Origin of the sequence: Cobetia crustatorum (assembly GCF_000591415.1) — a bacterium.
GTDB classification, from domain to species: domain Bacteria; phylum Pseudomonadota; class Gammaproteobacteria; order Pseudomonadales; family Halomonadaceae; genus Cobetia; species Cobetia crustatorum.
Genome location: NZ_JEMF01000007.1, coordinates 45,127 through 71,179 on the forward strand (window position 1 = coordinate 45,127; position 26,053 = coordinate 71,179).

Here is a 26,053-nt window from a genome sequence, read left to right on the forward strand (position 1 = left end):
AGTCCCTCTTCGCGGGGAGGTGGAGAATCGATATTACCGGTTTTAAACGTGCAACGGGCCCCGGATTTCTCCGGAGCCCGTTGCACGTCACTGATCACACTGTTGCCTAATGGCAAGCCTGTTATCAGTCGAGATCTTCCGAATCGTTGTGCAGATCCACTACCGCGTGAGTCTCGCCAGCGTTCTTGGCGCCATCATTACGAGAGGCGCGCAAATCGTTCAAATAGGCTTCGTCGATATCGCCGGTCACGTAGACGCCATCAAACACGGAGCAATCGAACTCGTCGAGTGCTGGGTTAACTTCACGACAAGCATCCTTCAAATCACCCAGATCTTGATAGAACAGGCGATCCGCACCGATGAGGTCAGCAATCTCTTTCTCGGTGCGATCATGTGCGATCAGTTCTTCCGCCGCTGGCATGTCAATGCCATAGACGTTGGGGTAGCGAACCGCTGGCGCAGCAGAGGCAAAGTAAACATTCTTTGCGCCCGCTTCGCGCGCCATCTGGATAATCTCGTTACAGGTCGTGCCGCGCACGATGGAATCATCCACCAGCAGTACGTTCTTGCCTGCAAACTCGATATCGATGGCATTGAGCTTCTGACGCACCGACTTCTTGCGCAGTGTCTGGCCCGGCATGATGAAGGTTCGACCGATATAGCGATTCTTCATGAAGCCTTCGCGGTACGTCACTCCCAGATGTTGCGCCAGTTCGAGTGCCGAGGTACGTGAGGTATCCGGAATCGGAATGACGACGTCGATATCCTGTTCCGGCCATTCACGCACGATCTTGTCGGCCAACTTCTCGCCCATGCGCATACGCGTGCCGTAGACATAGGCACCGTCGAGCAAGGAGTCAGGACGCGCCAGATAGACGTGTTCAAAGATACACGGCTTGAGCACGGCATCATCGGCACACTGCAGAGTGTGCAACTGGCGCTCCATATCGATGAACACAGCCTCACCCGGCGCGATGTCACGAATGAGCTCAAAACCCGCCACATCCAGTGCCACGGATTCGGACGCGATCATGTACTCCACGCCTTCGGCAGCTTCACGCTTGCCGAAACAGGCCGGACGAATGCCATGTGGGTCGCGGAAAGCGACCAGACCGGTGCCATTGATGATCGACACTGCCGCATAACCGCCCTTGCAGCGGCGATGCACACGACGTATCGCATCAAAGACATCACCAGCACCCAGACGCATACCCTGCTTACCCAACTCGTGAGCAAAGACGTTGAGCAGCACTTCAGAATCAGAGCTGGTATTGATGTGACGCAAGTCGGAGGAAAACAACTCCTGCTTGAGCTGATCAGAGTTGGTCAGGTTACCGTTGTGCGCCAGCGTGATGCCATAAGGCGAGTTGACGTAAAACGGCTGCGACTCCGCCTCGCTGGACGAGCCAGCGGTCGGATAGCGAACATGGCCAATACCCATGTTGCCCTTGAGACGTTGCATATGACGGGTGCGGAACACATCACGCACCAGACCATTGCTCTTGCGCAGCAGGAAGCGCCCTTCGTGCCAGGTCATCATCCCCGCGGCATCTTGCCCACGGTGCTGCAATACGGTCAGCGCGTCATACAGCGCCTGATTTACCGAGCGTTGGCCATCAAACCTACAATCCCGCACATCCCGTCATTACCTCACTAATACACACTTGGATAGGGAAGCGCACGCTGGCAAGGGCCGGCGCCCGTCCACATGGCAACATGAGTGCTAACACACCGCAATTGTCAGGCCTGCCCACAGAGCAGGCAACACCTGACCGATAAGTCAGGTGTTGCAGACTGCTAAAACGACAACGCCGGGCAAGAATGCCCGGCGTCCAATAACGTCATGGTGATGCCTTCACGCCCGTCTCATCTTGAGACTCCTGCGCGAGTGGCTGACGCGTAAACTGCTGCACCGCCTGCTTCCCGAGGCTCTCCGTAAGCGCACTGCCCTCACGTCGTGCGCTCTCAAACAAGCGACCAGCTTGTTGCCCCAGCGAGTTACTATCAGCACTCTCGTCAATAGAATCCTTGCTGGCAGAATCCTGACCGACAGAGCGTACTCTCTGATGTGGCTGCTTGATCGGCCCCCACTCACCACCGGTATCCCATTCACGATAGCGCGCCAGTGACCAATCACGCAGCTGCTCGAGCGTGGGCCTGAACTGTGCAGCTTGCCAGTCGGCGTTGTCGCGCAAGGGTGTCAGTCCGACAACCGCAGTGATCAACACTAGAATCACGCTCGCGCGCAGAGCGCCAAACACCCCGCCCAGCAAGCGATTGAAACCACCCATGCCGACCGCCTGCACCAGACGCTCCAGCAATCTCAGCATCAACCCCCACAGCAGCACCGTGCCAATGACGACCAGCACGAAACCGACAGCGGTACGAATACCTGGCGAGAGAATTATCTCTTCAAGTAGCCCCCCCGCCTCAGCGCCGAACTGACGGGCGGCGACCAGCGCCACCAGCCAACCGGCCAGCCCCAGCGCCTCACTGAGCAAGCCACGCATCAAGCCCAACAGAATTGAAATGCCGATCAGCCCAAGACATAGCCAATCAATCCAGACCAGATCGTTCACTCACCCTCCTTCCGACGTACCAGCAAGCCCTTGATATTGACTTGCTCCTGCAAGCGGGAGCGTGCTGATTCACCAATCTCCGAGCTTTTATAGGGCCCGACAAACACGACCGTCAGCTTGCTGCCACGCGCGATATGATAAGCAGCAAAGCCCTTGCCCTGCAGCTCCTGCTGAAGACGCGCAGCATTGCTTGGCTCACCGAAACTACCGACCTGCACTGCCCAGCCACCAGCCGAGGAAGAAGGTACACTGGCGGGAGCCGTCGCTGCTGGTGTCGGCGCTGTCTTGGGTGCTGATGTCGGCTCAGCCTTGGCCACCGTCTTCTGTGCGGGCTTGGAAGATGCCACCTTTGGCGCGGCGAGCTGCTCAGCCTCGGCCACACGGCTCTGATTTCTGTCAGGCGCACTGGAAGCCGTGCTATCACGCACTTTGCCATTACTATCGACGAAGGTGATGGGCACATCCGCGCCAATTTTCAGCTCGCTGGGTGGCTGGGGCGTCTCGACAGCCGAGCGATCGATATCCACTGGCTTGCCTAGCGTCATGACCGGACTAGGGCGCTCATCACGGGCGGGGGGCTCATCAAATAACATGGGAATGAAGATCACGCCCAATGCCAGCAAAATGACCGCACCGCTTATCCGCTCTCGCTTGCCATATTTCATCGTGCCATCTCCTTGCACCCGGATTCCACGACTCGAAAGTTGCCTGACATCAAGCGTCAGCCTCGAGCCACGTCAATGCTGCGCCTACCGTAAAGAATGAACCGCACACCAGCACCTCACCGACGGCCGCGTCTTCGACTAGCCACTGGGCGGCAGCACTGACGGCGTCACACTCAGCAAGCACACTGCCGCCACTCGCGCGCACGACCGATGCCAACTCGCTGGCCAATCGGCTGCGTTCGCCCTCCAGTGTCGCCACGACAAAACCGTCCACCACGGGCGCCAACGCCTCAATGACACCGTGCGCGTCCTTGTCACCCAGCATGGCCAATAGTGCCCAACGTGGCTGCGTGGCTGCATCACGGCCGCTGCGCTGGTCGCGCGCTGCCAGGCGCTGCGCCAGATAGGCAGCGGCATGCGGGTTATGACCGACATCCAGACACCAATCACGCGCATGACGCGTGAGCCATTGCATCCGCCCCTTGAGCTTGACGGTCGCCAGTGCATGACGCACCGCACTCTCGTCCAGCGTCACACCCGCCGCCACCAATGCCGACAAGGCCGTGGCGGCGTTATCGCGCGGCAGGCCAGGGTCTGGCAGTGCCTCAAGCGTCAGGGCCGGCGAGATCAAACGCTGCCATGTCCAGCGCGGCTCTGCATTGCCTGTGTCTATCTCATTCTCGTCTGACTGCCAGCGAAAATCCTGCCACAACACCTGGGGAGTGACGTCGAGCGTATCCGCATGTGCAGCACAGCTGGCAGGCAAGCCATCAGACCCAAAGATCGCCGGACGCCCAGCCCGTAGGATACCGGCTTTCTCAAAGCCGATATTCTCGATATCAGTACCGAGGAAGGCAGCATGGTCTTGCGCCACCGTGGTAATCACTGCCACATCGCAATCGATGATATTGACGGCATCCAATCGCCCGCCCAGTCCAACTTCCAGAATCGCCAACGCAGGCTGTTGCTGAGCAATCAGCCACAACCCCGCAAGCGTACCGGCTTCAAAATAGGTAAGACTGACGACGCCCTCACCATCGTCCTCATCGGTATGACGTGCTGAATCGATCTGCTCGAAGGCAGTGATCAACGCATCATCACTCACGTTCTGGCCATTGACGGACAGACGCTCGTTGTAGTGAAGCAGATGGGGAGAGGTATAAGTGGCCGTGGTCAGGCCATGCGCGCGGCCTAATGCATCAAGCATGGCCACCGTGGACCCCTTGCCATTCGTACCGGCAACGGTAATGACACGCCCGCCAAGGCGGCGGGCATCAGGGCCAACAAGTCCAAGTCGTCTTGCAACGCATTGCACGCGAGACAAGCCCATATCAATGCTGACAGGGTGCTGACACTCAAGACGTGTCAACCATTGGGCCAGTGTGAGGCCACGAGGCACGGCGGCATGCAGAGAAGAGAGGCTGAGCGGCTGCAGTGCATCAGACGCACTGCAGCCTGCCGGGGCGGTGCCCTGCTCAGCCATCGCGACGCTCGCCTTTCGGCTGTTCGCTTGAGAACGTCTCGTCGAGCACGCTTTCCACCGCAGAGCGTGGCTCTTCCTTGACGACATCACCTTCGACGACGTCTGCCGCAGCCGCAACAGATTCCTCGGTGACTTGCGGTGCTTCAGTGGCAGCCTCATCTACCTTGACCATCGGCATGCCCTGCAACTTGAGCAGAATACTGGACAAGCGCTCACGCATGTCACGGCGATGGATGATCATGTCGACAGCGCCATGCTCAAGCAGGAACTCGGAGCGCTGGAAGCCTTCCGGCAGCTTCTCACGCACGGTCTGCTCGATGACACGCGGACCGGCAAAGCCGATAAGAGCATTCGGCTCAGCGACGTTCAAGTCGCCCAGCATCGCAAGCGACGCTGATACACCACCGAAGACCGGGTCTGTCAGCACGCTGATGTAGGGGACGCCCGCCTGCTTGAGCTTCTCGAGCGCAGCCGCTGTCTTGGCCATCTGCATCAGAGAGAACAGCGCTTCCTGCATGCGCGCGCCACCAGAGGCCGCGAAGCACACCAGCGGGACATTCTCGGCCAGCGCCAGCTCTGCCGCACGCACGAATTTCTCGCCGACGATGGCCCCCATGGAGCCACCCATGAAGCCGAACTCGAAGGCCACCGCGATCAGCGGCTGACCTTCGAGGGAACCACGCATGGCAATCAGCGCGTCCTTCTCTTCGGTCTGCTTCTGGGCAGCGCTCAGGCGGTCCTTGTACTTCTTGGAATCGCGGAACTTGAGACGATCGACCGGCTCGAGATCTGCCGCGATTTCCTCGCGACCTTCGCTGTCCAGGAACCAGGACAAACGCGCACGCGCAGTGAGACGCAGATGGTGGTCACACTTCGGGCAGACGTTGTCGTGCTTGGTCAGCTCCGGCAGGTACTGGACTGCTTCGCACTTGGGGCATTTACGCCACAGGCCATCAGGAATGGAGGTGCGCCGATCCTTGCGTTGGATACGGCTCATTGACGGCACAATCTTGTCAAGCCAGCTCATGGTGGGGAGGCTTCCGTTTTGCTGCTGTTCTGGGCACCGCTCGGCAAGTGCCGGCGGCCATGCGAGTTGGCACATATTCTCGGGCAATAACGCCTTCGACAATATGGCGGGCAGCTGCCATCACAGGGCAGCGCCAAAGAAAAAGTCCGTGCAACCCATTGGTCGTACGGCCAATTTCCAAATTCTGGGAATCATTGTAGCGGTTTCGCCCCCCCTGCGGGTAGTGCGAGATACCAATTGAGCGTTGCAGCAACTCCGCGACAAGCGTGCGCTCAGATGCGAGAAAGCACTTCACGACAGAATGCCTGCATACGCTCAACATCCTTTTCACCGGGCGCAGACTCGACGCCACCAGAGACATCGACCGCGTAAGGCGTCACCTGTTCCACTGCAGTGGCCACATTGTGTGCTTCAAGCCCACCTGCCAGTATCACCGGCAGAGGTAGCCCTGCAGGAATTCGCGACCAATCAAACGTCTCGCCAGTACCGCCAGGCACGCCTGGACGATAGGCATCCAGTAATATTCCTCGCGCATCGTGGTAACGCAACACCTCTGCTGCCAGATCAATTCCATCGCGCATGCGCAACGCCTTGATATACGGACGACCGAACGCACGGCACATCTCAGGCGTTTCATTACCATGAAACTGCAAAAGATCGAGATAAGGCGCAGCGGCGATAACCTCAGTCTCATTGGCGTCCACAAACAGGCCGACTCGCGTCACGAAGGCCGGAACATGGCGCGACAGCTCAGCCAGGCGTGCAACATTCACTGCGCGCTTGCTCCCCGCCCACAGCACGAAGCCCAGTGCATCGGCGCCAGCAGCCACGGCAGCGGCAATATCCTGCTCACGCGTCAGACCACAGATCTTGATGCGCGTACGGCGATTCCCCGAGGACATCGTATCGGTCATGCACTCTTCTCCGCTCAACGTGATTCGTCTACAAGACATCTGTCGCAGGACTGTCTGTCGCAGGATTGCTTGCCACAGAAGTGCCTGTCACAGAGGTGCCTGCGGCAGGAATGGCCTGTTCGTGCTCGCGACTGATGCGCTCGGCTTCACGCGCGGCATCAGCCATGCGGATCGCCTCGATCTCGCTTAGCTGGCCCGCGGCCCGTGCCTCTTCGGCACCCTCCGCTTCAGCACGTGCAATGCGAGAACGCGCCATCGGGCAATCGGGCAACGGCCGCTCGCCGGTCCACTCGCCCAGATGCGCCACCAACCCAGGACCCAGCGGCTCTTTAGGTAACTGATAGCGTGGCGGATAGATAACATCAACGAAGTGCAAACCACTGGCCGATGCCGTCGCGCTTGAGCGCGTGCGATCACCACCACGCATCAGCTCGACAATCCACTCAACCGGTTTCTCACCCCGCCCGATGGCCATCAAGGTGCCCGCGATGTTACGTACCATGTGATGCAGGAAAGCATTGGCCTGCAGATCAATCATCACCATATGCCCGTGACGGCTGACTTCGATGAAGTGCACGTGACGACGCGGAGAGCGCGACTGGCACCCTGCTGCACGAAACGCGGAAAAATCGAGCTCACCGACCAGATGGGCGGCGGCGGCCTGCATGGCCGAGACATCCAACGACTCACGACACCAGGTGACATTGTGACGCTCCATCACCGGCCGAAAAGGCTGGTTGATGATCATATAGCGGTAGCGCCGCGCAATAGCGCTGAAACGAGCGTGGAAATCACCGGGCACCGGCACGGCCCAATGAATCCCGATATCGGGAGGAAGATTGACATTCCCCCCCATGCGCCACGCCTTGCGACTACGGCCTACAGGGGTATCGAAATGCACAACCTGACGCACGGCATGCACACCAGAGTCGGTGCGGCCACTGCAATGCACCGTAATGGGGGTCGACGCCACCTTCGACAGCGCCTTCTCGAGAGATTCCTGCACCGAAGGTGCATGGCTCAGACGCTGCCAACCACAATAGCGAGTGCCATCATATTCAATGCCCAGAGCAATGCGCCCTGGGCGTTTTTCATTATCATCCAGCGGTGTAAAAAAGGGCATTAGGTCAGACCAAAGCGCTCCATCAACGCTAGCGCCTCTTCACGGATCATCTCATCACTGGCAGATGCGAGAGGTTCAAGCAACGCTGCAGCCTGTTCATCATCACCATCCACTAGCAACTGACGGGCTTCCTCTAATTGCTGGAAAGCTTTGGCATCCTGGGCGCCAGCCCCTGTCTCTGCCATGTCAGCAGAGGAATAGCCGGCATTATCCAGATCCCCAGACTCGAACGCCACTTCCTCGACCTCGAATTCTGAGATATCGCGACGCGGCACCTCAACTTCCTCGATCGTCATGCTGTCCAGCGACGGCAACTCATCGTTTGAGCCCATCTCTTGTGACGAGACTGAATCCTCTTCGACATCACTACCTACATGCAGAGAGGTAAATTCAACCGATTCACCTCTGAGCTCACCATCGGCTTTTTCAGGCATGGAAGTCACAGCCGGAGCGTCTGATGTATTCAAGGTCAGTTCGGGTGCCTGATAATCAATGACATTGTCACTGAAGGTGCTTGAGTCATGTGCCGGCTTACTCTGTTCGGCATTAGCCCCTGCAAGACCCGACTCGAATGCCACCCCCTGATCTTCCTCGACATGGCCGTCAGTAGCACAGTCAGCATCCGAATTGTCAAGACCGTCGCTCTCTCCTGCATTTTCGAGCTCATCGGCATCCACTGCGGGTGTATCGCCACTCGACTCCGGGGGCGCGAACTGGGGAGATTGATTCACAACACCGGAGAGATGCGACACCTTGCGGCCCGACTGACTCATCGCACCACCCGCCACAGCGCGTAATGCGCTACCAACGTTGCTGTAGCGACTCATCAGTCCTTGAGCTTCCTCGCGCTCTTCTTCGCTTCCAGCCGCCATGACCTGCTCGCCTTCGAGATGCAGCCCATCAACATTGCCCAGCTCGCCATGTACGCCCATCAGCTTCAAACGCAGGTCCTGACGTGCAGAGTCTTCTGCCAAACCGGCTTCCAGCAGTGCCTGAGCCTGATCAAAGCGCCCGTAGGCGATAAAGATGTCCGCCTCACTGATAACAGCAGATTCAGGCTGTGAAAGTGGCTCGATGTTATGAGAGCCACGACGCGCCGAAGAAGACACTTTATCCGTGGGCTGCGTGTCGCGCTGTGCAGCAACGGATGACGCCGCAAAGGTATCCGGGAATGCCCGCGCATTATCCATTGCAGGTTCATCCTTGCTACGCACGGCATCGGCAAAGCTCATGCCTTCATCACCTTTCGGACTGGAGCGTCGACGCATCAATAGCAATAGCAGCAACAGCCCGGCACCAACGATGCCCCCCACAATGACCAGATTATCCTGCAGCCATTTCCAGGTCGCCTGCGGCCACGGCTGCTCCGGCAGTACCAGATTACCCTCACCATCACGTGGCTGTCCCAGATCAACGCCTGCTGCGACCAGACTCTCCGGCAGCGTCAGCGGCGTAATGCCACTGTTGACGAGCAGACGGTTCTGCTTGGCCAACAGCATCTTGGCAGTTTCCAACTGTTCTGTGCGCTCTGACAGCGAAGCGCGCAGCTGCCCGACTTCACTGCGCAGAGATGCAACTTCACCGCGCAAGTCATCACGCTCTTTCTCGAGCTGATCGAGACGCTGCTGATTGGTCAGCAACTGATCTTCCAGCGATTCAAGACGATCGGATAGCTCATCAATGGCTTGCTGGCTGCCCACCGAGACTTGAGCCTTGCCAGCGGCACTGCTCGACTTGCTGCCGTCTTCATCGATCAGCGTCAGACGCGGCTTGCCATCAGCACCGGCAGTGGCCGGCCCTTGGGCATTAGCCTTGGCTGCGGTCGATGAAGCGGCATCAGCCTTGCCGCCAGTATCAGAGGAGGCACTAGCCGCCTTGCCAGCGGGTGCCGGAATCGTCTTGCCTTGGGCACCCGCAACCCACTTCTGATATTGCTCGCGAATCTCACGGTCAGCAGTACTACGCGAGCGACCCAGCATGGCGTCGCGACCTGGCACCTTCAACACGGCCCCTGCCCGCAGCTTGTTGATATTACCGCCGGGGAAGGCGTCTTCATTGGCCGCCTGAATGGCCAGCATCGCCTGGCGAATGCTGACACTGGCGTCCGGGCGCACGCGGCGGGCAATCGTCCATAGCGAATCACCGCTACGCACCTTGATACTCGACGGAGATGTGCCAGAAGAACTGTTTGAAGAGGTGCTGCGTGTTGGTACCCCTGACTGGCCAGACTGACCATTATCACGGAAGACCACCGAACGCGTCGGTGTCGAGTCATTGGTCGCCAGAGGACGCGAGCGCGCACCCGCTGCAGCCACCAATGACGGTTGACTCGAATAACCCGCCGGATCAAACAGCAACGTCACTTGGCGTTGCAGCTTGCCATTGGGCCACTCAACATCCAGCAACAGATCGACATAGGGTTCACGTACTGCCCCATTGGTTGTCAGCTGAAGATAGTAACGGCTGCCTTGACGTTTGACGGTGACCTTGACGTCGTCGCTGACATAGCTGCGATCGACTCCAGCACGCGTGAAAGAAGCGGCGTCAGACACATTGGCCTTGATCAGGCTTGCGTCAAGACCCGAGGTATCCGTCAGGCCGATACGTGCATCGAGCGGTTGGTTCAGATTTGAACGCAACCGTGGCGATTCCATGCCGACTGCCAAGGCCTGTGCACTGAAGACGGCAAACGAGACCGCCAGTGCGAGAGGAAGCTTGCGTCCCATTGAGTGTCCCTTCGTATGCGACCGAATCATTGCTCGGCCTGCTCATTATGTTACGTATTCTTACATACAAGATACCAGAGAGTCCGCTTCGAGAATTGGAGAAGACGCTTCTGACACCGGCAAAATTTCAACGCTGCTGGCCCAGTGGAACTCGAGAGCAGGCCGAACAGACGGGGCATCTCGAGTGACCAGTTCGCCGACACCTTTGTAACGATACCCACAAAAGACTAATACTCGCCATCATGCATGAAAAGCAGCAATCAAAATCACAAAGGAAGTGCTTCCAAAACATGAAAATAGTCACGCTTTGATGCGTAAATTGACAATCATCTTGGCACATTAACCGCCATGCATGTGAAAAACACGGCGCCCCCGATTCTAGTGAGAACCGAGGGCGTCGTGTTTATCGTTGAATCATCGAGAACTCGGAAGGTCTTCGATGCGCTATACCAGCGCGGGTGCCATCAGGCAGCGCGATGCTCGCGCAGGATGGTCAGCATGCGCTTGAGCGGTTCGGCGGCGCCCCACAGCAACTGGTCACCGACACTGAAGGCGGACAGATATTCGCCGCCCATCGCCAGCTTGCGCAGACGGCCGACCGGCACGGTCAACGTGCCGGTCGCGGCAGCTGGCGTCAGGTGCTTGAGGCTGTCTTCCTTGGTGTTGGCGACGACCTTGACCCAATCGTTGTGCTTGGCCAGACGATCTTCGATCTCGTCCAGCGGCACGTCCTGCTTGAGCTTGACGGTGAAGGCCTGAGAGTGGGAGCGCATCGCACCGATACGCACACACAGGCCATCGATCACGATCGGATTGCCCTGGCTGTCGAGAATCTTGTTGGCTTCGACACCGGCCTTCCACTCTTCGCGGGTCTGACCGGATTCCATCGCGGAATCGATCCATGGCAACAGAGAGCCCGCCAACGGCGCACCGAACTGCTGAGTCGCGAAGTCGTCACCGCGCATGGTGGCGGTCACCTTGCGATCGATATCGAGGATGGCACTGGCCGGATCGGCCATCTCGGTCGCGACACTGCCATTGAGCTGGCCCATCTGGGTCAGCAGCTCACGCATGTGACGCGCACCGCTGCCGGAGGCTGCCTGGTAGCTCATGGAGGTCATCCACTCGACCATACCGGCCTCGAACAGGCCGCCCAAGCCCATCAGCATCAAGCTGACGGTGCAGTTGCCGCCGACGAAGGTGTTGGCACCCGCGCCGATCTTCTGGTCGATCACATGACGATTGACCGGGTCCAGCACCAGCACGGCATCCTTTTCCATGCGCAAGGTGGAAGCGGCGTCGATCCAGTCGCCCTTCCAACCGGCTTCGCGCAGCGGGCCAAACACCTGCTTGGTGTAATCGCCGCCCTGACAGGTGACGATGACGTCCAGCGCCTTCAAGGACGCGATATCGGTCGCATCTTGCAACGCAGGCACCGGAGTACCGACATCAGGGCCGGGCTGACCAACCTGAGAGGTGGAGAAGAATACCGGCTCGATGCCCGCAAAATCATTGTCGTCACGCATGCGCTGCATCAGCACAGAACCGACCATGCCACGCCATCCAACGAATCCGACCTTCAACATGCTTGTTCTCCTTATTCATGTGCAGCCTGATGAGAGGTATCACACTCCATCATCTGCAAGTTGACCCACTGCGAGCACACCCGTCCCGCCTTTTTAGATTTCAGGCGTTGTTGAACAAATCGGCGCTCCAGCCGTAGGCCCTGAAATGGGAGCAATGACGACGCACGCCATACTCCTCAGTGACTGCCATTCATGATCAGAGCTGTGCCTTGAAAGCCGCCAGCACAGCGTCCCCCATCTCGGAGGTGCTTACCTTGCGCGTCCCGGCATAAGCGATATCCGCCGTGCGCAGGCCTTCATCCAGCACCACTCCGACCGCCTTCTCGATACGTTCGGCCCACGCTGTTTCATTGAAGGTGTAACGCAGCATCATCGCAACAGAGAGGATGGTCGCCAGTGGGTTGGCGATGCCCTGCCCCGCGATATCCGGCGCGCTGCCATGACACGGCTCGTACATGCCTTTGCCATCTGCATTCAGTGACGCGGACGGCAGCATGCCGATGGAACCGGTCAGCATGGAGGCCTCATCCGACAGGATGTCACCGAACATGTTGCCCGTCACCATCACGTCAAACTGCTTCGGCGCGCGCACCAGCTGCATGGCCGCATTATCGACATACATGTGCGACAGCTCGACATCGGGATAGTCAGAGGCGATGCGCTCCATCACCTCACGCCACAACATGGTAACTTCCAGCACGTTGGCCTTGTCGACACTGCACAGCTTCTTGTTGCGCTTCTGCGCCAACTCAAAGGCAGTGCGCCCGATCCGCTCGATCTCGGACTCTGAATAAACGTAGGTGTTGTAGCCGACACGCTGGCCGTCACGCATCTCTATACCGCGCGGCTGACCAAAATAGATGCCGCCGGTCAGCTCGCGCACGATCATGATGTCGAGGCCAGAGACCACTTCCGGCTTGAGGCTTGAGGCCTCAGCCAGCTGCGGGTAGAGAATCGCCGGACGCAGGTTGGCGAAGAGCTCAAGCTCCTTGCGCAACCCCAGCAGACCACGCTCCGGACGCAGCGAGATGTCTTCGATCTTGTCCCACTTCGGGCCACCGACAGCGCCAAGCAGGATGGCGTCAGCCGCCTTGGCGGCATCCAGTGTCGCGGGGGGCAGTGGATGACCGGCCGCGTCATAACCGGCGCCGCCGACCTTGCCTTCAGTCAGAGCGACGTCCAGACCGCCGTCACGCGCAGCTTCCAGAATCTTGACTGCTTCAGCAGTAATTTCCGGGCCAATGCCATCGCCAGGCAGGATCAGGATATTGCGGCTCATCTGGAACTCCTTGGGCCGGAAACCTCCGGCAACACTGACGGTTCACCGCCAGAATTAAAACGGGACTCGCCGCATATGATAGCGGCGAGTCATGACAAGAATACGCTGGCAATCAGACCGGCTGGCCATCGCGGAACAACCACGGGCGTTCAGTGCGGTGACGCGCCTCGAAGCTGTCGATGGCGTCCTGATCCTTGAGCGTCAGGCCGATATCATCCAGACCTTCCATTAAGCAATGCTTGCGGAAACTATCCACCTCGAAGGCAATCGCTTCACCCGACGGCGTATTGACCGTCTGCACCGCGAGATCAACATCAAGTCGATAACCTTCAACGCCTTGCGCTTCATTGAACAGGCGCTCGACCGTGTCTTCATCCAGAGTGATCAACAACAGGCCATTCTTGAACGAGTTGTTGTAGAAGATATCGGCGAAGCTGGGCGCGATGACGACGCGGAAGCCAAAGTCGGTCAGCGCCCACGGGGCGTGTTCACGCGAGGAGCCACAGCCGAAGTTGCGACGTGCGAGCAGTACGCTTGCACCAGCATAACGCGGCTGGTTGAGCACGAACTCAGTGTTCAGCGGACGCTTGCTGACGTCCTGACCGATATAACCTTCGTCGAGATAACGCAGCTCATCGAAGAGATTCGGGCCAAAACCGGTACGCTTGATCGACTTCAGAAACTGCTTGGGAATGATCAAGTCAGTGTCGACGTTAGCACGATCGAGCGGTGCCACGAGGCCCTGCTGGCGAATGAACTTTTCCATGTCGGGCCTCCTTAGGCTGCGTTGGTGTTGGAAGTAGGAATGGGGGCGAAGTCACGAACATCAACGAAGTGACCGGCAATCGCTGCCGCTGCCGCCATGGCTGGGCTTACGAGGTGCGTGCGCCCACCGAAGCCCTGACGGCCTTCGAAGTTGCGGTTGGAGGTCGAGGCACAATGCTCGCCGGCCCCCAGCTTGTCGGCATTCATCGCCAGACACATGGAGCAGCCCGGCTCACGCCATTCAAAGCCTGCCGCGAGGAAGATCTCGTGCAGCCCTTCTGCTTCGGCCTGCGCTTTCACCAAGCCAGAGCCCGGCACGACCATCGCCTGCTTGAGGCTTGCCGCCACGGTGCGACCTTCGGCAACGCGCGCCGCTTCACGCAAGTCTTCGATACGCGAGTTGGTGCAAGAGCCGATGAAGACGCGATCCAGCTTGATATCGGTGATCTTCTGATGCGCGCTGAGGCCCATGTATTCGAGTGCACGCACGATGCCACGCGCTTCGGTCTCATCGCTGACGGCAGCCGGGTCCGGCACGACACCGTGAATATTGGTGACCTGTTCAGGGCTGGTGCCCCAGGTGACCTGCGGCTCGATATCTTCGGCCTTGAGCACGACCACCTTGTCGAACGCGGCATCAGCATCGGAGGTCAGCTCGCGCCAGTCAGCGACGGCTGCGTCCCACTGTGCGGTGGTCGGTGCATACGGGCGGTCGCGCAGATAGTTGATAGTGATGTCATCGACACCCACCAGACCCACGCGTGCACCAGCCTCAATCGCCATGTTGCAGATGGTCATGCGACCTTCCATCGAAATATCACTGATCGCAGAGCCGCCGAATTCGATCGCGTAGCCCGTGCCGCCTGCCGTGCCGATCTCGCCGATGATGGCGAGCACGACATCCTTGGCGGTCACGCCGGTACCGAGACGACCATCGACGCGCACCAACATGTTCTTCATCTTGCGCTGGATCAGGCACTGGGTGGCAAGCACATGCTCAACCTCGGAAGTACCAATACCATGCGCAAGTGCCGCAAAGGCACCGTGGGTGGCAGTGTGAGAATCGCCACACACCACGGTCATGCCCGGCAAGGTTGCGCCCTGCTCCGGTCCGACGACGTGCACGATGCCCTGACGCGCATCATTGATGGTGAACTGCTCGATATTGAAGCTGTTGCAGTTATCGTCGAGGGTCTGCACCTGAATACGAGAGGTTTCATCCGCGATGCCCGCGATACCGGCAGCACGCTCCTTGAAAGAGGTCGGCACGTTGTGGTCCGGCGTTGCCAGGTTGGCATCCAGACGCCACGGCTTACGACCGGCCAGACGCAGCCCTTCGAATGCCTGCGGCGACGTCACTTCGTGCAGCAGGTGACGGTCGATATAGATAAGTGCAGTGCCGTCTTCACGTTGCTTGACCAAGTGCTGGTCCCACAACTTGTCATAAAGGGTCTGGCTGGCCATGTGTCAGGTCTCCTCGTTGCGCACGCGGTGTGGCGCTTTTTGCTGCCTCGGGGCTCGTAACGGCCCCTTGATGAGGGTGTGTCGTCCAGTGCTGATGGCGACGTGGCGGGCGAAGGGTCACGCGTGAAAGAAAGCGTTCACTCCGACGTTCAGCCCCGTCTGGTATGGATTCAGAGTACGCGTCGCGGTAGCATAAAACCAATTCATCTTTTTTATGCTTTGGATTCCTTTCAGGAATACCAATCCACCACTCTCATCATCTTCCCTTCTGTGCTGTCAGCCCATCTTCAAGGATAGCTTCTCCTCATGGACACACCGTCTCTACAAGCCTTTGTGGCCGTGGCCGAAACGGCCTCCTTCTCGCTGGCCGCGGAGCAGCTACACCTTACCCAGCCGGCTGTTTCCAAGCGCATCGCCGTCCTGGAGCAATTACATGGCGCACGCCTGTTTGATCGTATCGGCCGCCGCGTCACGCTCACCGAGGCGGGCAATATCCTGCTGCCGCGGGCACGCGCCATTCTCGTGATGCACGATGACACGCGGCGAGCATTGAGGAATCTGTCGGGGGAGGTAAAAGGCAGCCTGACGATGGCGACCAGTCATCATGTGGGGTTGCATCGCCTACCGCCGCTATTGAAGGCCTTCACGCTCGCTCATCCAGAGGTACGCATGGACATGCGCTTTCTGGATTCGGAGCAAGCCTATCAAGGTGTACTGGATGGGGAGCTTGAACTGGCAGTCGTCACGCTGGCGCCGCATCGTGACCCCAACCTGACGGTCGTGCCGGTATGGCTGGACCAGATGCGCTTCGTCTGCGGACGCGATCACCCGCTGGCAGGTCATAAGGCATTGCCGCTGTCAGCACTTTCAGAGCATGACGCCGTGCTGCCGGGCCACCTGACCTTCACTCGTGGCATCGTCATCGACACCTTCGCCCGCGATGGCCTGTCAGTCGAAGTCTCGATGTCCACCAACTATCTCGAAACTCTCAAGATGATGGTCGCCATCGGCCTTGGCTGGAGCGTACTGCCGGAAAGCATGATCGACGACGAGATCGAGATCCTGCCCATCGACCACCGCCCCATCGAACGCCAACTCGGCTACCTCTATCACAACAACCGCACCCTCTCGAACGCCGCCAGCGCCATGATTGAATTACTGGAAGGTGCGAGGGATGCGGCGTCGAGGTGAATAAACATTCACCCCTAAACATCAGCGAGCGACAATATTCCTCCAGTTAATAACTTCTTCTACAAACTCCAAAAAATAGCCTCGCAAGCTATCTGCATCCCAAGATAATAGTGTTTCATCAGTTACATCGCTTGCGCCCAATTCTCTTCTATCAAGAGGATCCTTGTTATAACATTCTGCAAGCAACCTAACTTTGTCAGTAATTACTAGCCATTTCAATGCATGACTAGGAGATAGGCTCACAGCCAACCCTATTACCCCCCTAAAATCTTCTAGCCTAGAGTCGGCAGTCATCACCATGAATTTTAATTTTCCGTAATCCACATCGTTTTTATTACTTTTTCCCCTCGATAAATTGTCTTTAATTTGCTCAAGACATCTATTATCGAAATTATCTACTTCAATATTTTCTATAGATAGCTCATGTCCAAACACGTGAGTTCTATTGTACGTATCAAGCAAAGACACCAAAAGTCTATTTAAAACCATCAAGGTTTCACGCCGCGCTGATAATTTAGGTAGAAGCTCTACAAAAAGATAGAAAATATAAGCAGCTACGACACTCATAGAAATACCAGAAATGAGCCTAGCAGTCATATCTAGAGTTAAAACCTCCCCAACCCAACTTCCAACGAGTGGAGCATACAAATCAAAATTAAACTCACAAAAAATCAATAAAGTAAAAGAAGCAACGAAAACAAGATGTGGCAAATTAGCCACCCACCAATGAGCACCAAGAGACTTAGGCACGAATATAATCCTTAATGTAAAAAACCAGCTCTGTAATAGAGCTGGTTTTATGATTCATAGATTACTTAAATCTATTCAGTTTTTATCAGTCCCCTTCGGTCCGCTAGTCGAGCTATCCGTCTTGCTCGCAACAGGCTTGGCATCGTCCTTCTTGGCGCTCTCTGCTTCCACCGCTGTCTTGGTGGCGGCGGCTTTGCTGGCGTTGGAGGGACGGCCACGGCGAGGCTTGGGAGCTTCGCTGGTGTTGTCTTTGCTGCTTGCAGTTTTGGCTGTGCTGGTGGCTGTTTTACTGGCAGCGGGCTTGCTTGCAGCAGTGCTCTTGCTTGCAGTGGCTTTACTTGAAGTGCCCGTGCTCGCCGCAGTCTTGCGCGGTGCGGTGGGCTTTTTCGCGGCCGGCGCTTTGTCTGTGCTGCCAGTCGCAGTACCACTTTTTGCCGTGCTTGAGGCCGCTGGTTTTGCCGCTGCCGTAGTGCCGCTTTTTGCCGTGCTTGAGGCCGCTGGCTTTGCCGCTGCCGTAGTGCCTTTGGCAGTGCTGGCAGATGCAGAATTACCGTCAGCCGCTTCCGTGGTCGGCTTGGGCGCTGCTGGCTGGGGAGCAACAGTCTTGGCAGCCGCCCGCTTGCGCGGTGTTGGCTTGCCTTCAGTTTTCGCGGTGCTCGCTGTATCAGCAGCAGGTGCAGCCTTCGATGCTGCTGGTTTGGCAGTCGATGTCTTGGTAGCGGAAGCCTTGTGTTTGGTGGCATTACCCGTCATCGCTGCCACCACGTCATCCAGCGGCAGCGTAGCCTGCTTGACCGCGTCAGTCATGGTCTTCTCGACCGTCTGCTGCACGTCGCGCACACCCTTGAGTTGAGCCTCAACAGCACTGGTGACTTCTTTCGGTACCGCCTGACCCAGTACTTCAGGAATGGTCTGACGGACGTAACGACCCGGTGCTTCTTCGATCACCGCAAGCTTGCCTTTACCCGGCACACGGGCCGCAACTTGCTTCTTGGGGTCCACGAAGCCGTTGTCCGTCATCCAGGACTGCCAGTCATTCCACCACGAGCCTTCGTGGTCTTCCCCGCCTTCAAGCCAGGCATCCGCAGAGGCAGGCAGGCTGTCATTGGTGACATAGCCGTACTTGTTCTTGTGCGGCGGATTGACGATACCGGCGATATGCCCAGAGCCGCCCAGCACGAAGCGCTTGATGGAGGCCTTCGGCAGCTGGGTGCCGGTGTAGGTGGTCTGCCACTTGGCAATGTGATCTTCGCGTGCCGAGACCCAGTAACACGGTGTCTCAATCTGCGAGAGGTCAATCGCCACGCCGTCCAACTCGATACCACCGGGCTGAATCAGGCGGTTTTCCAGATACATGTGACGCAGATACCATGCGTGCGTACCGGCCGGCAGGTTGGTGCCATCGGTATTCCAGTACAGCAGATCAAACGCCGTCGGCGCTTCGCCCTTGAGGTAGTTGGCGACATAGAACGACCAGAACAGATCATTCTCGCGCAACAGATTGAAGGAGAACGCCATCACGCGGCCATCCAGATAGCCGTCCTTCTCCATCTGTTTCTCTAGCCCTTGCAGCACCGGCTCGTTGAGGAAGACACCGATTTCACCGGGATCGGAGAAGTCCTGCAGCGTGGCCATATAGCTGACCGAGCGCACCCGTTCCGCCTGACCTTCGGCAGCAAGATACGCCAGCGTACTGGCCGTCAGCGTACCGCCGATGCAATAGGAGAGTATGTTGGTCTGCTTCTCGCCGGTGGCCTGCTCGATGGCATCCATCGCGGCAAGCGGCCCCATCTGCATGTAATCGGCCCAGGTGAGATCGCTCTGCTCAGGCCCGGGATTGCGCCAGGAGATCAAGAACACGCTGTGGCCTTGCTCGACCAGCCAGCGCACCATCGAGTTGTCCTGACGCAGATCGAGAATGTAGTACTTGTTGATCCACGGCGGCACAACCAATAGCGGCGTACTGAAGGCCTTTTCGGTCGCCGGACGATATTGAATCAACTGAATCAGTTCGTTCTCGAAGATGACATCACCCGGCGTCACGGCGATATTGTCGCCCAGACGGAAGGCTTCGGTGTCGGTCATCGCGACATTAATGCCTTCGGCGGAGTTGGCCAGGTCATCACGCAGCCGCTTGAGGCCGTCGATCAGATTCTGCCCACCCGTTTCGCGCGTGGCGCGCTGCACTTCCGGGTTGGTAGAAGCGAAGTTGGAGGGCGAGAAGGCACTGACATACTGGCGCGCATAGAACTCAAGATTGCGCTTCTTCTCGGCCGGTAGGCCTTGAATGCCATCCAGCATCTCGTTGACGGCACGCGAGAACAGCAGGTATTGCTGTACGAGGAAGTGGTAATAGGGCTCGTTCTGCCACGCCTCATCACGAAAGCGACGGTCGGAGCGCGCAGGCGAAATCACTGGCTCTACGGTCTCGCCGCTCATCTCGCGTAGCGTGCCTTGCAGCAGAGCCATCTGGTCCTGGAACAAGCGAGACTGGGTCGACATCAATAGCTGCGGATCACGTGCCAGTGCTTCAGCACCGGCCTTGAAGCAACTGCCCATCTCATCGTAGATGGTGGAGGCGGCGGCGCTGGGCCATAACCGCTCCAGCATGTCACTCATCAGTGCCTGATATTGAGCGCTGGCTTCCTGGACCACACTGGTCCATTCGCCACTGTCAGCGCCCTCGGGAAACAGGCTGGAAAAGGCCTGAGTGAACGCCTGCTGCTGGGCCGAGTGCATATCGCCCTTCCTCCTTGTCATTGGCTATCGAAGCATGGCTGTCGGACGAATGCCGACATGCGCTATTCAATCGAATCGAACCGAATCCTTCCGTCCCGTGACAGTGCAGGGGCCAAACATGCTGGCCGGTTGCCATCATTGGCGACCTGCACTGTGACTGCACACCTTCATGATCATCGAAGGCACGCCATGACTCACCATGTTGAACATGGCAGTCCGCTTTCCAATACGCTCGAATCAGGCGATGGCCCATTCGAACACGCTGGCAAAACGGGCTAATACATTTTGGCGATACCTTAGCAAAACCCCGAACGCGACTCGCAGCATGACACTTTCAGCATGCGCCCGTACCTGTCGCGGAGGCAATCCCTGAACGCGGCATAAAAAAAGGCTGACGCGGGCGCCAGCCTTTCGAATATATCAGCCCTGCTTGGCACGGCTACTAGCGCTGGCCGGCTTGCTGCTAGCGGGCGCGCTGGTAGCGGCAGACCCTGCAGAAGCAGATTTGCCGGTGCCGGAGTTGCCGGTGCCACCGAAGCTACCCGCCCCCTGCTTGCCAGCATCAGAGTAGGCATGTTCGAGCTGGGTACGCATCTCGTTGCCCATCTCAGCCAGCTTCATGGAATCATCCATCATCTGCTGAGATAGCTCGGTCACCGTTTCCAGCTGACGATTGCTGAACTCGCCAAGCCCCTCTGCATCCTTGACTTCAGTGGCAGCACGGGCGCGCTCGATACCGGTCTCGGTGTAGCGCTTGGCAGCATCCATCTGATACTCGGCAACCTTGCTTATCTGGTCGAGCATCAACGCATTGAACTTGCGCATCGGCTGGTAAAAGCTGCGGGCCTGCTCGGTAAAGGCATTGAACATTTGATCCTGCTGCATGACGGTTCCTCCCATGGATTCCGTACCGGAGATACGCGCAAACACTCTGCGCCACCTGCGAAGCGCAGCTTTATGCTGCACTGCACAAAGACTAGTCTGCCCCGAAAGCGGTTGCAATCCCATGACCGTAATTGCACGTTGCTTTTACTCCTTGATGCCCCTGCCAAGCCGTTGTCATTTAGCTTTTCTTGCTGCGTGAACGCGCACTCGCGGAAGCACCACTGTCCGGCTTATCGGCAGCAGCATCACGCTTGGCATCTACCGTCTTGGCTGTTGCCTTCTGTTGGCCGTCGCTATCCGCCTCGGCGCTCTGCTGACCGAACTGCTGCAGCGTCTCCAACATCATCTTCTGGTACTGATTGAACGCCGCCATGCCCTGCGCCATGCTCTCGCCCATATCGCCGGACATGCCGCCCGCTGCGCCCTGCCCTGCATTGGCTGAACCAGACGCGCCGCCCATCATTCCCTCGGCCATGCCCGGCGGCATGAACTTGGCAAAGGGGGTACCTGCTCCCGGCGTCATCAGCGGCTTGAGCAAACTCATGGGGTCATAACCTTCAACACCGGCTTCCATCTGACGACGAAAGCGCTCCATCAATTCCTGCTGAAAAGCTTCCACATCTGGCAGGCCCATCGCCTGACGAAATTCCTGAGGAGTGAGGTCGAACTCAACGTTGATCTTCATGGCAGGATTCCTTGTGTTGGTCCCCAGCGAGCGCCGTGGCGTGTGGGGTCACTCGCATGCGTGCTTTTCGAGTCTAGCAGCGCTGCCGCTCAGCACACAGCTCGCACGTTACATCAGTCCGAGCGCCACACCTGCACGCCTCACGTAAAACGCCCCGCCATCGAGCTGATCACAAGGATCAGTCCAATGACGGGGCGTCAGGCGCATATGACTGGCGCTCTGCTATCGACTGAGCGGCTGCTCGATACGTCGATCAGACCTCGCGCAGTACCGGCGTCTCAACTTTGACGTCAGCATTCTGGGCACGATGCCGTAGCAGGTGGTCCATCAGTGTCAGCGCCACCATCGCCTCGGCAATCGGCGTCGCGCGAATGCCGACACACGGATCATGACGGCCAGTGGTGATCACCTCGACCGCCTCGCCGTTGACGTCGATGCTGCGGCCCGGCAGCCGCAGACTGGACGTCGGCTTGAGCGCAATGCTGGCACGAATCGTCTGGCCGCTGGTAATACCACCCAGCACGCCACCGGCATGATTGGAGAGGAAACCCTGCGGCGTCATCTCATCACGGTGCTCGGTGCCTTTCTGGCTGACGACAGCGAAGCCGTCACCGATCTCGACACCCTTGACGGCATTGATGCTCATCAGGCCATGCGCGAGCTCTGCATCAATGCGATCAAATACCGGCTCACCGAGCCCCACCGGCACGCCCGTCGCTTCGACCGTCACCTTGGCACCCACGGAATCGCCTTCCTTGCGCAGCGCGTCCATGTACTGCTCCAGCTCTTCAAGGCGGGCAGCATCGCCACAGAAGAACGGGTTGGTGTCGACCAGCGACCAGTCCTTGACCTCAAGCTCGATGGGGCCGAGCTGAGACAGATAACCGCGCACCTGCACGCCTTGGGTCGCCAAGTACTTCTTGGCAATCGCTCCCGCCGCGACGCGCATGGCGGTTTCACGCGCCGAGCTACGGCCACCACCACGGTAATCACGCTCACCGTACTTGTGGTGGTAGGTGTAATCGGCGTGGGCCGGACGGAACTGGTCCTTGATCTTGCCGTAGTCCTTGGAGCGCTGATCGGTATTCTCAATCAGCAGACCAATCGAGGTGCCCGTGGTGCGGCCCTCGAAAACACCCGACAGGATACGCACCTGATCCGGCTCACGACGCTGGGTGGTATGGCGCGAAGTACCAGGACGACGGCGATCAAGGTCGATCTGCAGGTCTGCCTCGCAGATCTCGATGCCCGGCGGACAACCATCGACAATGGCGCCCAGCGCCGGGCCGTGGCTTTCGCCGAAGGTAGTGACAGTGAACAGCTTGCCGAAGGTATTTCCGGACATTCAGGGGGTCCTCAGGCGATGCCGCCGGTCATGACCGACGGCTGTCTGGTATGGGTAATGAAGCGCTATGACGACAAGCGCGAACGGTTACGCAAATTCCGGGGCACAGACTTCCAGCGTCTGGGCATCGATGGCAAAGACACCATTGCCGCCGCGCTCGAACTCCAGCCACATGAAGGGCACTTCCGGGAAGGCTTCCATCAGGTGACGTTCGGAGTTGCCGACCTCGACGATCAACACGCCATTGTCGGTCAGATAGTCGCGCGCTTCGCGCAGGATACGGCGCACGATATCCAGGCCATCATCACCGGCACCTAGTGCCAGTGCTGGCTCGTGACCGAATTCCTGCGGCATGTTGGAGAGATCGAAGGTATCCACGTAGGGCGGATTGGAGACGATCAGGTCATAGCGCTTGCCAGCGACACCGGCAAACAGATCCGACTGCACCGCGATGACACGGCCCGCCACGTCATGACGCTCGATATTGCTGCGCGCGACTTCCAACGCGTCCGTGCTGATATCGACCAGGTCGACTTCCGCAGTCGGCATCACCAACGCAGTGGCGATACCGATGCAGCCGGAGCCGGTGCACATGTCCAGCACGCGGGTCGGCGGCAGTTCCGGGAACCAGGCCGAGAAGCCACTCTCGATCAGCTCGGCGATAGGCGAGCGCGGAATCAACACACGCTCATCGACATCGAACGGCACGCCGGTGAAGAAGGCTTCGCCCAGCAGATACGGCAGCGGCTTGCGGGTGGTGATGCGCTCACGCACCAGTGCCACGATACGCGTACGCTCCATCGTCAGGAGACGAGCATCAATTACCGACGGGTCCGTGTCCCACGGCAGGTGTAACGCTCCCAATACCAGCGCGACGGCCTCGTCCCAAGCAGAATCGGTGCCATGGGCAAAGTGTAGGCGATGCGCGTGGAACTCACTGGTGGCCCAGCGAATCAGGTCGCGCAGTGTCACCAGCTCCTCAACGAGACGGGAATCCGGCTCACTGAGACTGGAAGGATGGCGCAGGTCGGACGCGGAAGATGTGGACACGGTGATTCCTGTAAGCGGACAGAGACAACGCGCGCAGTCACGACAATTCACCGAGCTGCGCATCGCGTGGGCATTGTAGCGTTCACGAAGCGTGGCGGCGACCCTTGACGTCCGGCCAGCTCGCCAAGGGGCGCACGCAAGATCTTCACAGTGACAACAGGCACGCTATACTGCGCGCCTTGTCATTTATTGCCTGCGGAGCCCCGCCATGCCACCCCGACACGACGACAGCACGGATAACGGCGACGATATCAGCGCCTTCCGCGCCGCCCTCAAGCAGGCCGGTGTACGCAGGATTACCACCAATCGCGCTGACCCCGGCCGCAAACCGGTCAGCAGTGAGGAGCAGGCACGTCTCGCCGCCCGGCGTGCTGCGGCCAGTGAAGCCAATCCTGACAGCCTGAGTGCACCCTCGCGCACGACGGATGGTCACGTAGAACCCGTCACACCTAGCCAGCTGCTGGATTTCTCCGTCGTCGATCTACCCTATCGCCAGCGCCAACGCCTGAAGCGCGGCGAAATCCCCTGGGAAGCCGGACTAGACCTGCACGGCTACACGCTGGAACAAGCGCGTATCGAGCTCGAATCCTTTATCGATGATGCCATCGCACGCCGCTCGCGCTGCGTGCTGGTGGTGCATGGCAAGGCATGGACCGGCATGGCCGACTATCCGGTGATCAAGAGTCACGTCAACACCTGGCTGCGGCAGTGGCCCGACGTATTGGCTTTTACCTCATCGCTCGAACTGGACGGCGGCAGCGGCGCAGTTTATGTATTGTTACGCAGCAAGGGCCGCGACACGCTGCTGGACTGATGCTGACAGGCGCAGGACTCTAGAAAAGGCTCTATAAAGAGCCTGCCACCATAACGACAAGGGAACACCCCGATGATACCCAACGCTGAACACATGGCTCGTGATACCTCACGCTTCGCACCATTGACCGCCGCCCTTACCAGCGTCTCAGCCGCGACATTGGTGCTGGCACTGAGCGCATCGCCGGCCAACGCCAGCGATGCGCTCGCTGATAGCACACTGGCCAGCGTACAAAAAAGCCAAGTACTGAAAGTCTGCACTACGGGTGACTACGCGCCCTTCAGTCATCGTGAAGATAACGGCGAGTTTGAAGGTATCGACATCGACATGGCCGCCTCACTGGCCAAGCATCTTGGCGCTAGCGTCGAAACGGTGGCGACCAGCTGGCCGACGCTGATGGAAGACTTCACTTCCGGCAAATGCGATATCGCGATGTCCGGCATTTCGGTCAAGCTTGACCGTCAGGCGCAGGCCTATTTCAGCCTGCCATATCAAACCGGCGGCAAGACACCTATCGTGCGCTGTGATGACGTCAAGAAGTATCAGACCGTCGATCAGATCAACCGCCCTGACGTGCGCATCACCGTCAATCCCGGCGGCACCAACGAACGCTTCGCCAACGAATTCCTCAGCGAGGCCACACGCGTCGCGCACGGCGACAATCGCACCATCTTCAACAACATCATCGAGAATCGCGCCGACGTAATGGTAACGGATGCCATCGAAACCCAGTTACAGGCCAGCCGCCACCCCGAACTGTGTAGCGTACATCCTGAATCACCCTTCACCTTCTCCCAGAAAGGCTATCTGCTGCCGCTGGGCGATAACATCTGGAAGGCCTATGTCGATCAGTGGCTGACCCAGATGCAAGGCACCGGCGAGCAGGCCGCCATCTTCGACAAGTGGATCAAGGGCTAAGCGTCTTTCGTACTACGCGCTAAAGTGACGCAAACCAAGTGTCAGAAACAAAAAGACCCCGCCAA

The 26,053-nt window shown here is 58.5% G+C and carries 19 protein-coding genes and 2 pseudogenes; 3 read left to right on the forward strand and 18 right to left on the reverse strand.

What is annotated here, in order from left to right; translation table 11 throughout:
* Nucleotides 1-124 precede the first annotated feature (124 nt).
* The 12 genes and pseudogenes from purF to leuC form a co-directional block, all read right to left on the reverse strand.
* Nucleotides 125-1,638 (reverse strand): annotated as a pseudogene (gene purF / locus BF12_RS18170) (amidophosphoribosyltransferase).
* Between the two features lie 203 nt (nucleotides 1,639-1,841).
* Entirely contained in the window at nucleotides 1,842-2,579 is a 738-nt protein-coding gene (locus BF12_RS20975) for a CvpA family protein (RefSeq protein ID WP_051510642.1), read from the reverse strand.
* Nucleotides 2,576-3,244, reverse strand: coding sequence for an SPOR domain-containing protein (locus BF12_RS0101460; RefSeq protein ID WP_024950711.1), 669 nt, complete (start codon nucleotides 3,242-3,244; stop codon nucleotides 2,576-2,578). Before BF12_RS0101460 ends, BF12_RS20975 begins: the two co-directional genes overlap by 4 nt.
* A 49-nt stretch (nucleotides 3,245-3,293) precedes the next feature.
* Nucleotides 3,294-4,727, reverse strand: coding sequence for a bifunctional folylpolyglutamate synthase/dihydrofolate synthase (locus BF12_RS0101465; RefSeq protein ID WP_084487915.1), 1,434 nt, complete (start codon nucleotides 4,725-4,727; stop codon nucleotides 3,294-3,296).
* Entirely contained in the window at nucleotides 4,720-5,754 is a 1,035-nt protein-coding gene (accD, locus tag BF12_RS0101470; RefSeq protein ID WP_024950713.1) for an acetyl-CoA carboxylase, carboxyltransferase subunit beta, read from the reverse strand. The genes BF12_RS0101465 and accD overlap by 8 nt, the downstream gene beginning before the upstream one ends.
* 272 nt (nucleotides 5,755-6,026) lie before the next feature.
* A complete protein-coding gene (locus tag BF12_RS0101475) occupies nucleotides 6,027-6,668 on the reverse strand; it encodes a phosphoribosylanthranilate isomerase (protein WP_422615148.1) in 642 nt (213 codons plus the stop codon).
* A 28-nt stretch (nucleotides 6,669-6,696) separates the two neighbouring features.
* Nucleotides 6,697-7,791 carry a tRNA pseudouridine(38-40) synthase TruA gene (gene truA / locus BF12_RS18180; RefSeq protein WP_024950715.1) on the reverse strand — a complete coding sequence of 365 codons (1,095 nt, stop codon included), beginning with the start codon at nucleotides 7,789-7,791 and terminating at the stop codon, nucleotides 6,697-6,699.
* On the reverse strand, nucleotides 7,791-10,517 hold the full coding sequence (locus tag BF12_RS0101485; RefSeq protein ID WP_024950716.1) for a FimV/HubP family polar landmark protein: 2,727 nt from the start codon (nucleotides 10,515-10,517) through the stop codon (nucleotides 7,791-7,793). Before BF12_RS0101485 ends, truA begins: the two co-directional genes overlap by 1 nt.
* A gap of 464 nt (nucleotides 10,518-10,981) precedes the next feature.
* The gene (gene asd, locus BF12_RS0101490; protein WP_024950717.1) at nucleotides 10,982-12,103 is read right to left on the reverse strand and encodes an aspartate-semialdehyde dehydrogenase; all 1,122 of its coding nucleotides are present in this window, start codon (nucleotides 12,101-12,103) and stop codon (nucleotides 10,982-10,984) included.
* Between the two features lie 196 nt (nucleotides 12,104-12,299).
* Nucleotides 12,300-13,382 (reverse strand): 3-isopropylmalate dehydrogenase, encoded by a 1,083-nt coding sequence (gene leuB, locus BF12_RS0101495; RefSeq protein WP_024950718.1) that lies wholly within the window; start codon nucleotides 13,380-13,382, stop codon nucleotides 12,300-12,302.
* A gap of 112 nt (nucleotides 13,383-13,494) precedes the next feature.
* Nucleotides 13,495-14,148, reverse strand: coding sequence for a 3-isopropylmalate dehydratase small subunit (leuD, locus tag BF12_RS0101500; protein ID WP_024950719.1), 654 nt, complete (start codon nucleotides 14,146-14,148; stop codon nucleotides 13,495-13,497).
* 11 nt (nucleotides 14,149-14,159) lie between these two features.
* Complete coding sequence (gene leuC, locus BF12_RS0101505; protein WP_024950720.1) at nucleotides 14,160-15,611, reverse strand: 3-isopropylmalate dehydratase large subunit; 1,452 nt, start codon at nucleotides 15,609-15,611, stop codon at nucleotides 14,160-14,162.
* A 306-nt stretch (nucleotides 15,612-15,917) separates the two neighbouring features.
* Between leuC and BF12_RS0101510 the strand changes: the two genes are divergently transcribed.
* On the forward strand, nucleotides 15,918-16,802 hold the full coding sequence (locus BF12_RS0101510; protein WP_024950721.1) for a LysR family transcriptional regulator: 885 nt from the start codon (nucleotides 15,918-15,920) through the stop codon (nucleotides 16,800-16,802).
* Nucleotides 16,803-16,823: 21 nt separating this feature from the next.
* Here the strand turns inward: BF12_RS0101510 and BF12_RS21880 are convergent, their stop codons facing one another.
* The 6 genes and pseudogenes from BF12_RS21880 to prmB all read right to left on the reverse strand — a co-directional run bounded on the left by BF12_RS21880 (nucleotide 16,824) and on the right by prmB (nucleotide 24,256).
* Nucleotides 16,824-17,552, reverse strand: a complete 729-nt coding sequence (locus BF12_RS21880; protein WP_156941105.1) for a hypothetical protein — start codon at nucleotides 17,550-17,552, stop codon at nucleotides 16,824-16,826.
* 888 nt (nucleotides 17,553-18,440) lie between these two features.
* Nucleotides 18,441-20,291 (reverse strand): annotated as a pseudogene (gene phaC / locus BF12_RS22565) (class I poly(R)-hydroxyalkanoic acid synthase); the annotation flags it as partial.
* A 420-nt stretch (nucleotides 20,292-20,711) separates the two neighbouring features.
* On the reverse strand, nucleotides 20,712-21,176 hold the full coding sequence (locus tag BF12_RS0101520) for a phasin family protein (RefSeq protein WP_024950723.1): 465 nt from the start codon (nucleotides 21,174-21,176) through the stop codon (nucleotides 20,712-20,714).
* A gap of 178 nt (nucleotides 21,177-21,354) precedes the next feature.
* The gene (locus tag BF12_RS0101525; RefSeq protein WP_024950724.1) at nucleotides 21,355-21,861 is read right to left on the reverse strand and encodes a DUF6489 family protein; all 507 of its coding nucleotides are present in this window, start codon (nucleotides 21,859-21,861) and stop codon (nucleotides 21,355-21,357) included.
* A gap of 253 nt (nucleotides 21,862-22,114) precedes the next feature.
* Entirely contained in the window at nucleotides 22,115-23,206 is a 1,092-nt protein-coding gene (gene aroC / locus BF12_RS0101535) for a chorismate synthase (RefSeq protein WP_024950725.1), read from the reverse strand.
* An 87-nt stretch (nucleotides 23,207-23,293) separates the two neighbouring features.
* Nucleotides 23,294-24,256: a 50S ribosomal protein L3 N(5)-glutamine methyltransferase gene (gene prmB, locus BF12_RS0101540; RefSeq protein ID WP_024950726.1), complete on the reverse strand. Its 963-nt coding sequence runs from the start codon at nucleotides 24,254-24,256 to the stop codon at nucleotides 23,294-23,296.
* A gap of 208 nt (nucleotides 24,257-24,464) precedes the next feature.
* Here prmB and BF12_RS0101545 point away from each other — a divergent pair, with 208 nt between their 5' ends.
* Both BF12_RS0101545 and BF12_RS0101550 read left to right on the forward strand, forming a co-directional pair.
* The gene (locus BF12_RS0101545) at nucleotides 24,465-25,070 is read left to right on the forward strand and encodes a Smr/MutS family protein (RefSeq protein WP_024950727.1); all 606 of its coding nucleotides are present in this window, start codon (nucleotides 24,465-24,467) and stop codon (nucleotides 25,068-25,070) included.
* A 72-nt stretch (nucleotides 25,071-25,142) separates the two neighbouring features.
* On the forward strand, nucleotides 25,143-25,988 hold the full coding sequence (locus BF12_RS0101550) for a transporter substrate-binding domain-containing protein (protein ID WP_211242363.1): 846 nt from the start codon (nucleotides 25,143-25,145) through the stop codon (nucleotides 25,986-25,988).
* The last annotated feature ends 65 nt before the right edge of the window (nucleotides 25,989-26,053 follow it).

Bases quoted from the DNA above. Each gene is read 5' to 3' on its own strand.
- leuD (WP_024950719.1), bottom strand. From the start codon at position 14,148: ATGGAAAAGTTCATTCGCCAGCAGGGCCTCGTGGCACCGCTCGATCGT.
- leuC (WP_024950720.1), bottom strand. From the start codon at position 15,611: ATGGCCAGCCAGACCCTTTATGACAAGTTGTGGGACCAGCACTTGGTC.
- BF12_RS0101520 (WP_024950723.1), bottom strand. From the start codon at position 21,176: ATGCAGCAGGATCAAATGTTCAATGCCTTTACCGAGCAGGCCCGCAGC.
- BF12_RS0101460 (WP_024950711.1), bottom strand. From the start codon at position 3,244: ATGAAATATGGCAAGCGAGAGCGGATAAGCGGTGCGGTCATTTTGCTG.
- truA (WP_024950715.1), bottom strand. From the start codon at position 7,791: ATGCCCTTTTTTACACCGCTGGATGATAATGAAAAACGCCCAGGGCGC.
- BF12_RS0101550 (WP_211242363.1), top strand. From the start codon at position 25,143: ATGATACCCAACGCTGAACACATGGCTCGTGATACCTCACGCTTCGCA.
- BF12_RS0101485 (WP_024950716.1), bottom strand. From the start codon at position 10,517: ATGGGACGCAAGCTTCCTCTCGCACTGGCGGTCTCGTTTGCCGTCTTC.
- BF12_RS0101510 (WP_024950721.1), top strand. From the start codon at position 15,918: ATGGACACACCGTCTCTACAAGCCTTTGTGGCCGTGGCCGAAACGGCC.
- asd (WP_024950717.1), bottom strand. From the start codon at position 12,103: ATGTTGAAGGTCGGATTCGTTGGATGGCGTGGCATGGTCGGTTCTGTG.
- BF12_RS0101465 (WP_084487915.1), bottom strand. From the start codon at position 4,727: ATGGCTGAGCAGGGCACCGCCCCGGCAGGCTGCAGTGCGTCTGATGCA.
- BF12_RS0101475 (WP_422615148.1), bottom strand. From the start codon at position 6,668: ATGACCGATACGATGTCCTCGGGGAATCGCCGTACGCGCATCAAGATC.
- BF12_RS0101525 (WP_024950724.1), bottom strand. From the start codon at position 21,861: ATGAAGATCAACGTTGAGTTCGACCTCACTCCTCAGGAATTTCGTCAG.
- leuB (WP_024950718.1), bottom strand. From the start codon at position 13,382: ATGAGCCGCAATATCCTGATCCTGCCTGGCGATGGCATTGGCCCGGAA.
- accD (WP_024950713.1), bottom strand. From the start codon at position 5,754: ATGAGCTGGCTTGACAAGATTGTGCCGTCAATGAGCCGTATCCAACGC.
- aroC (WP_024950725.1), bottom strand. From the start codon at position 23,206: ATGTCCGGAAATACCTTCGGCAAGCTGTTCACTGTCACTACCTTCGGC.
- BF12_RS0101545 (WP_024950727.1), top strand. From the start codon at position 24,465: ATGCCACCCCGACACGACGACAGCACGGATAACGGCGACGATATCAGC.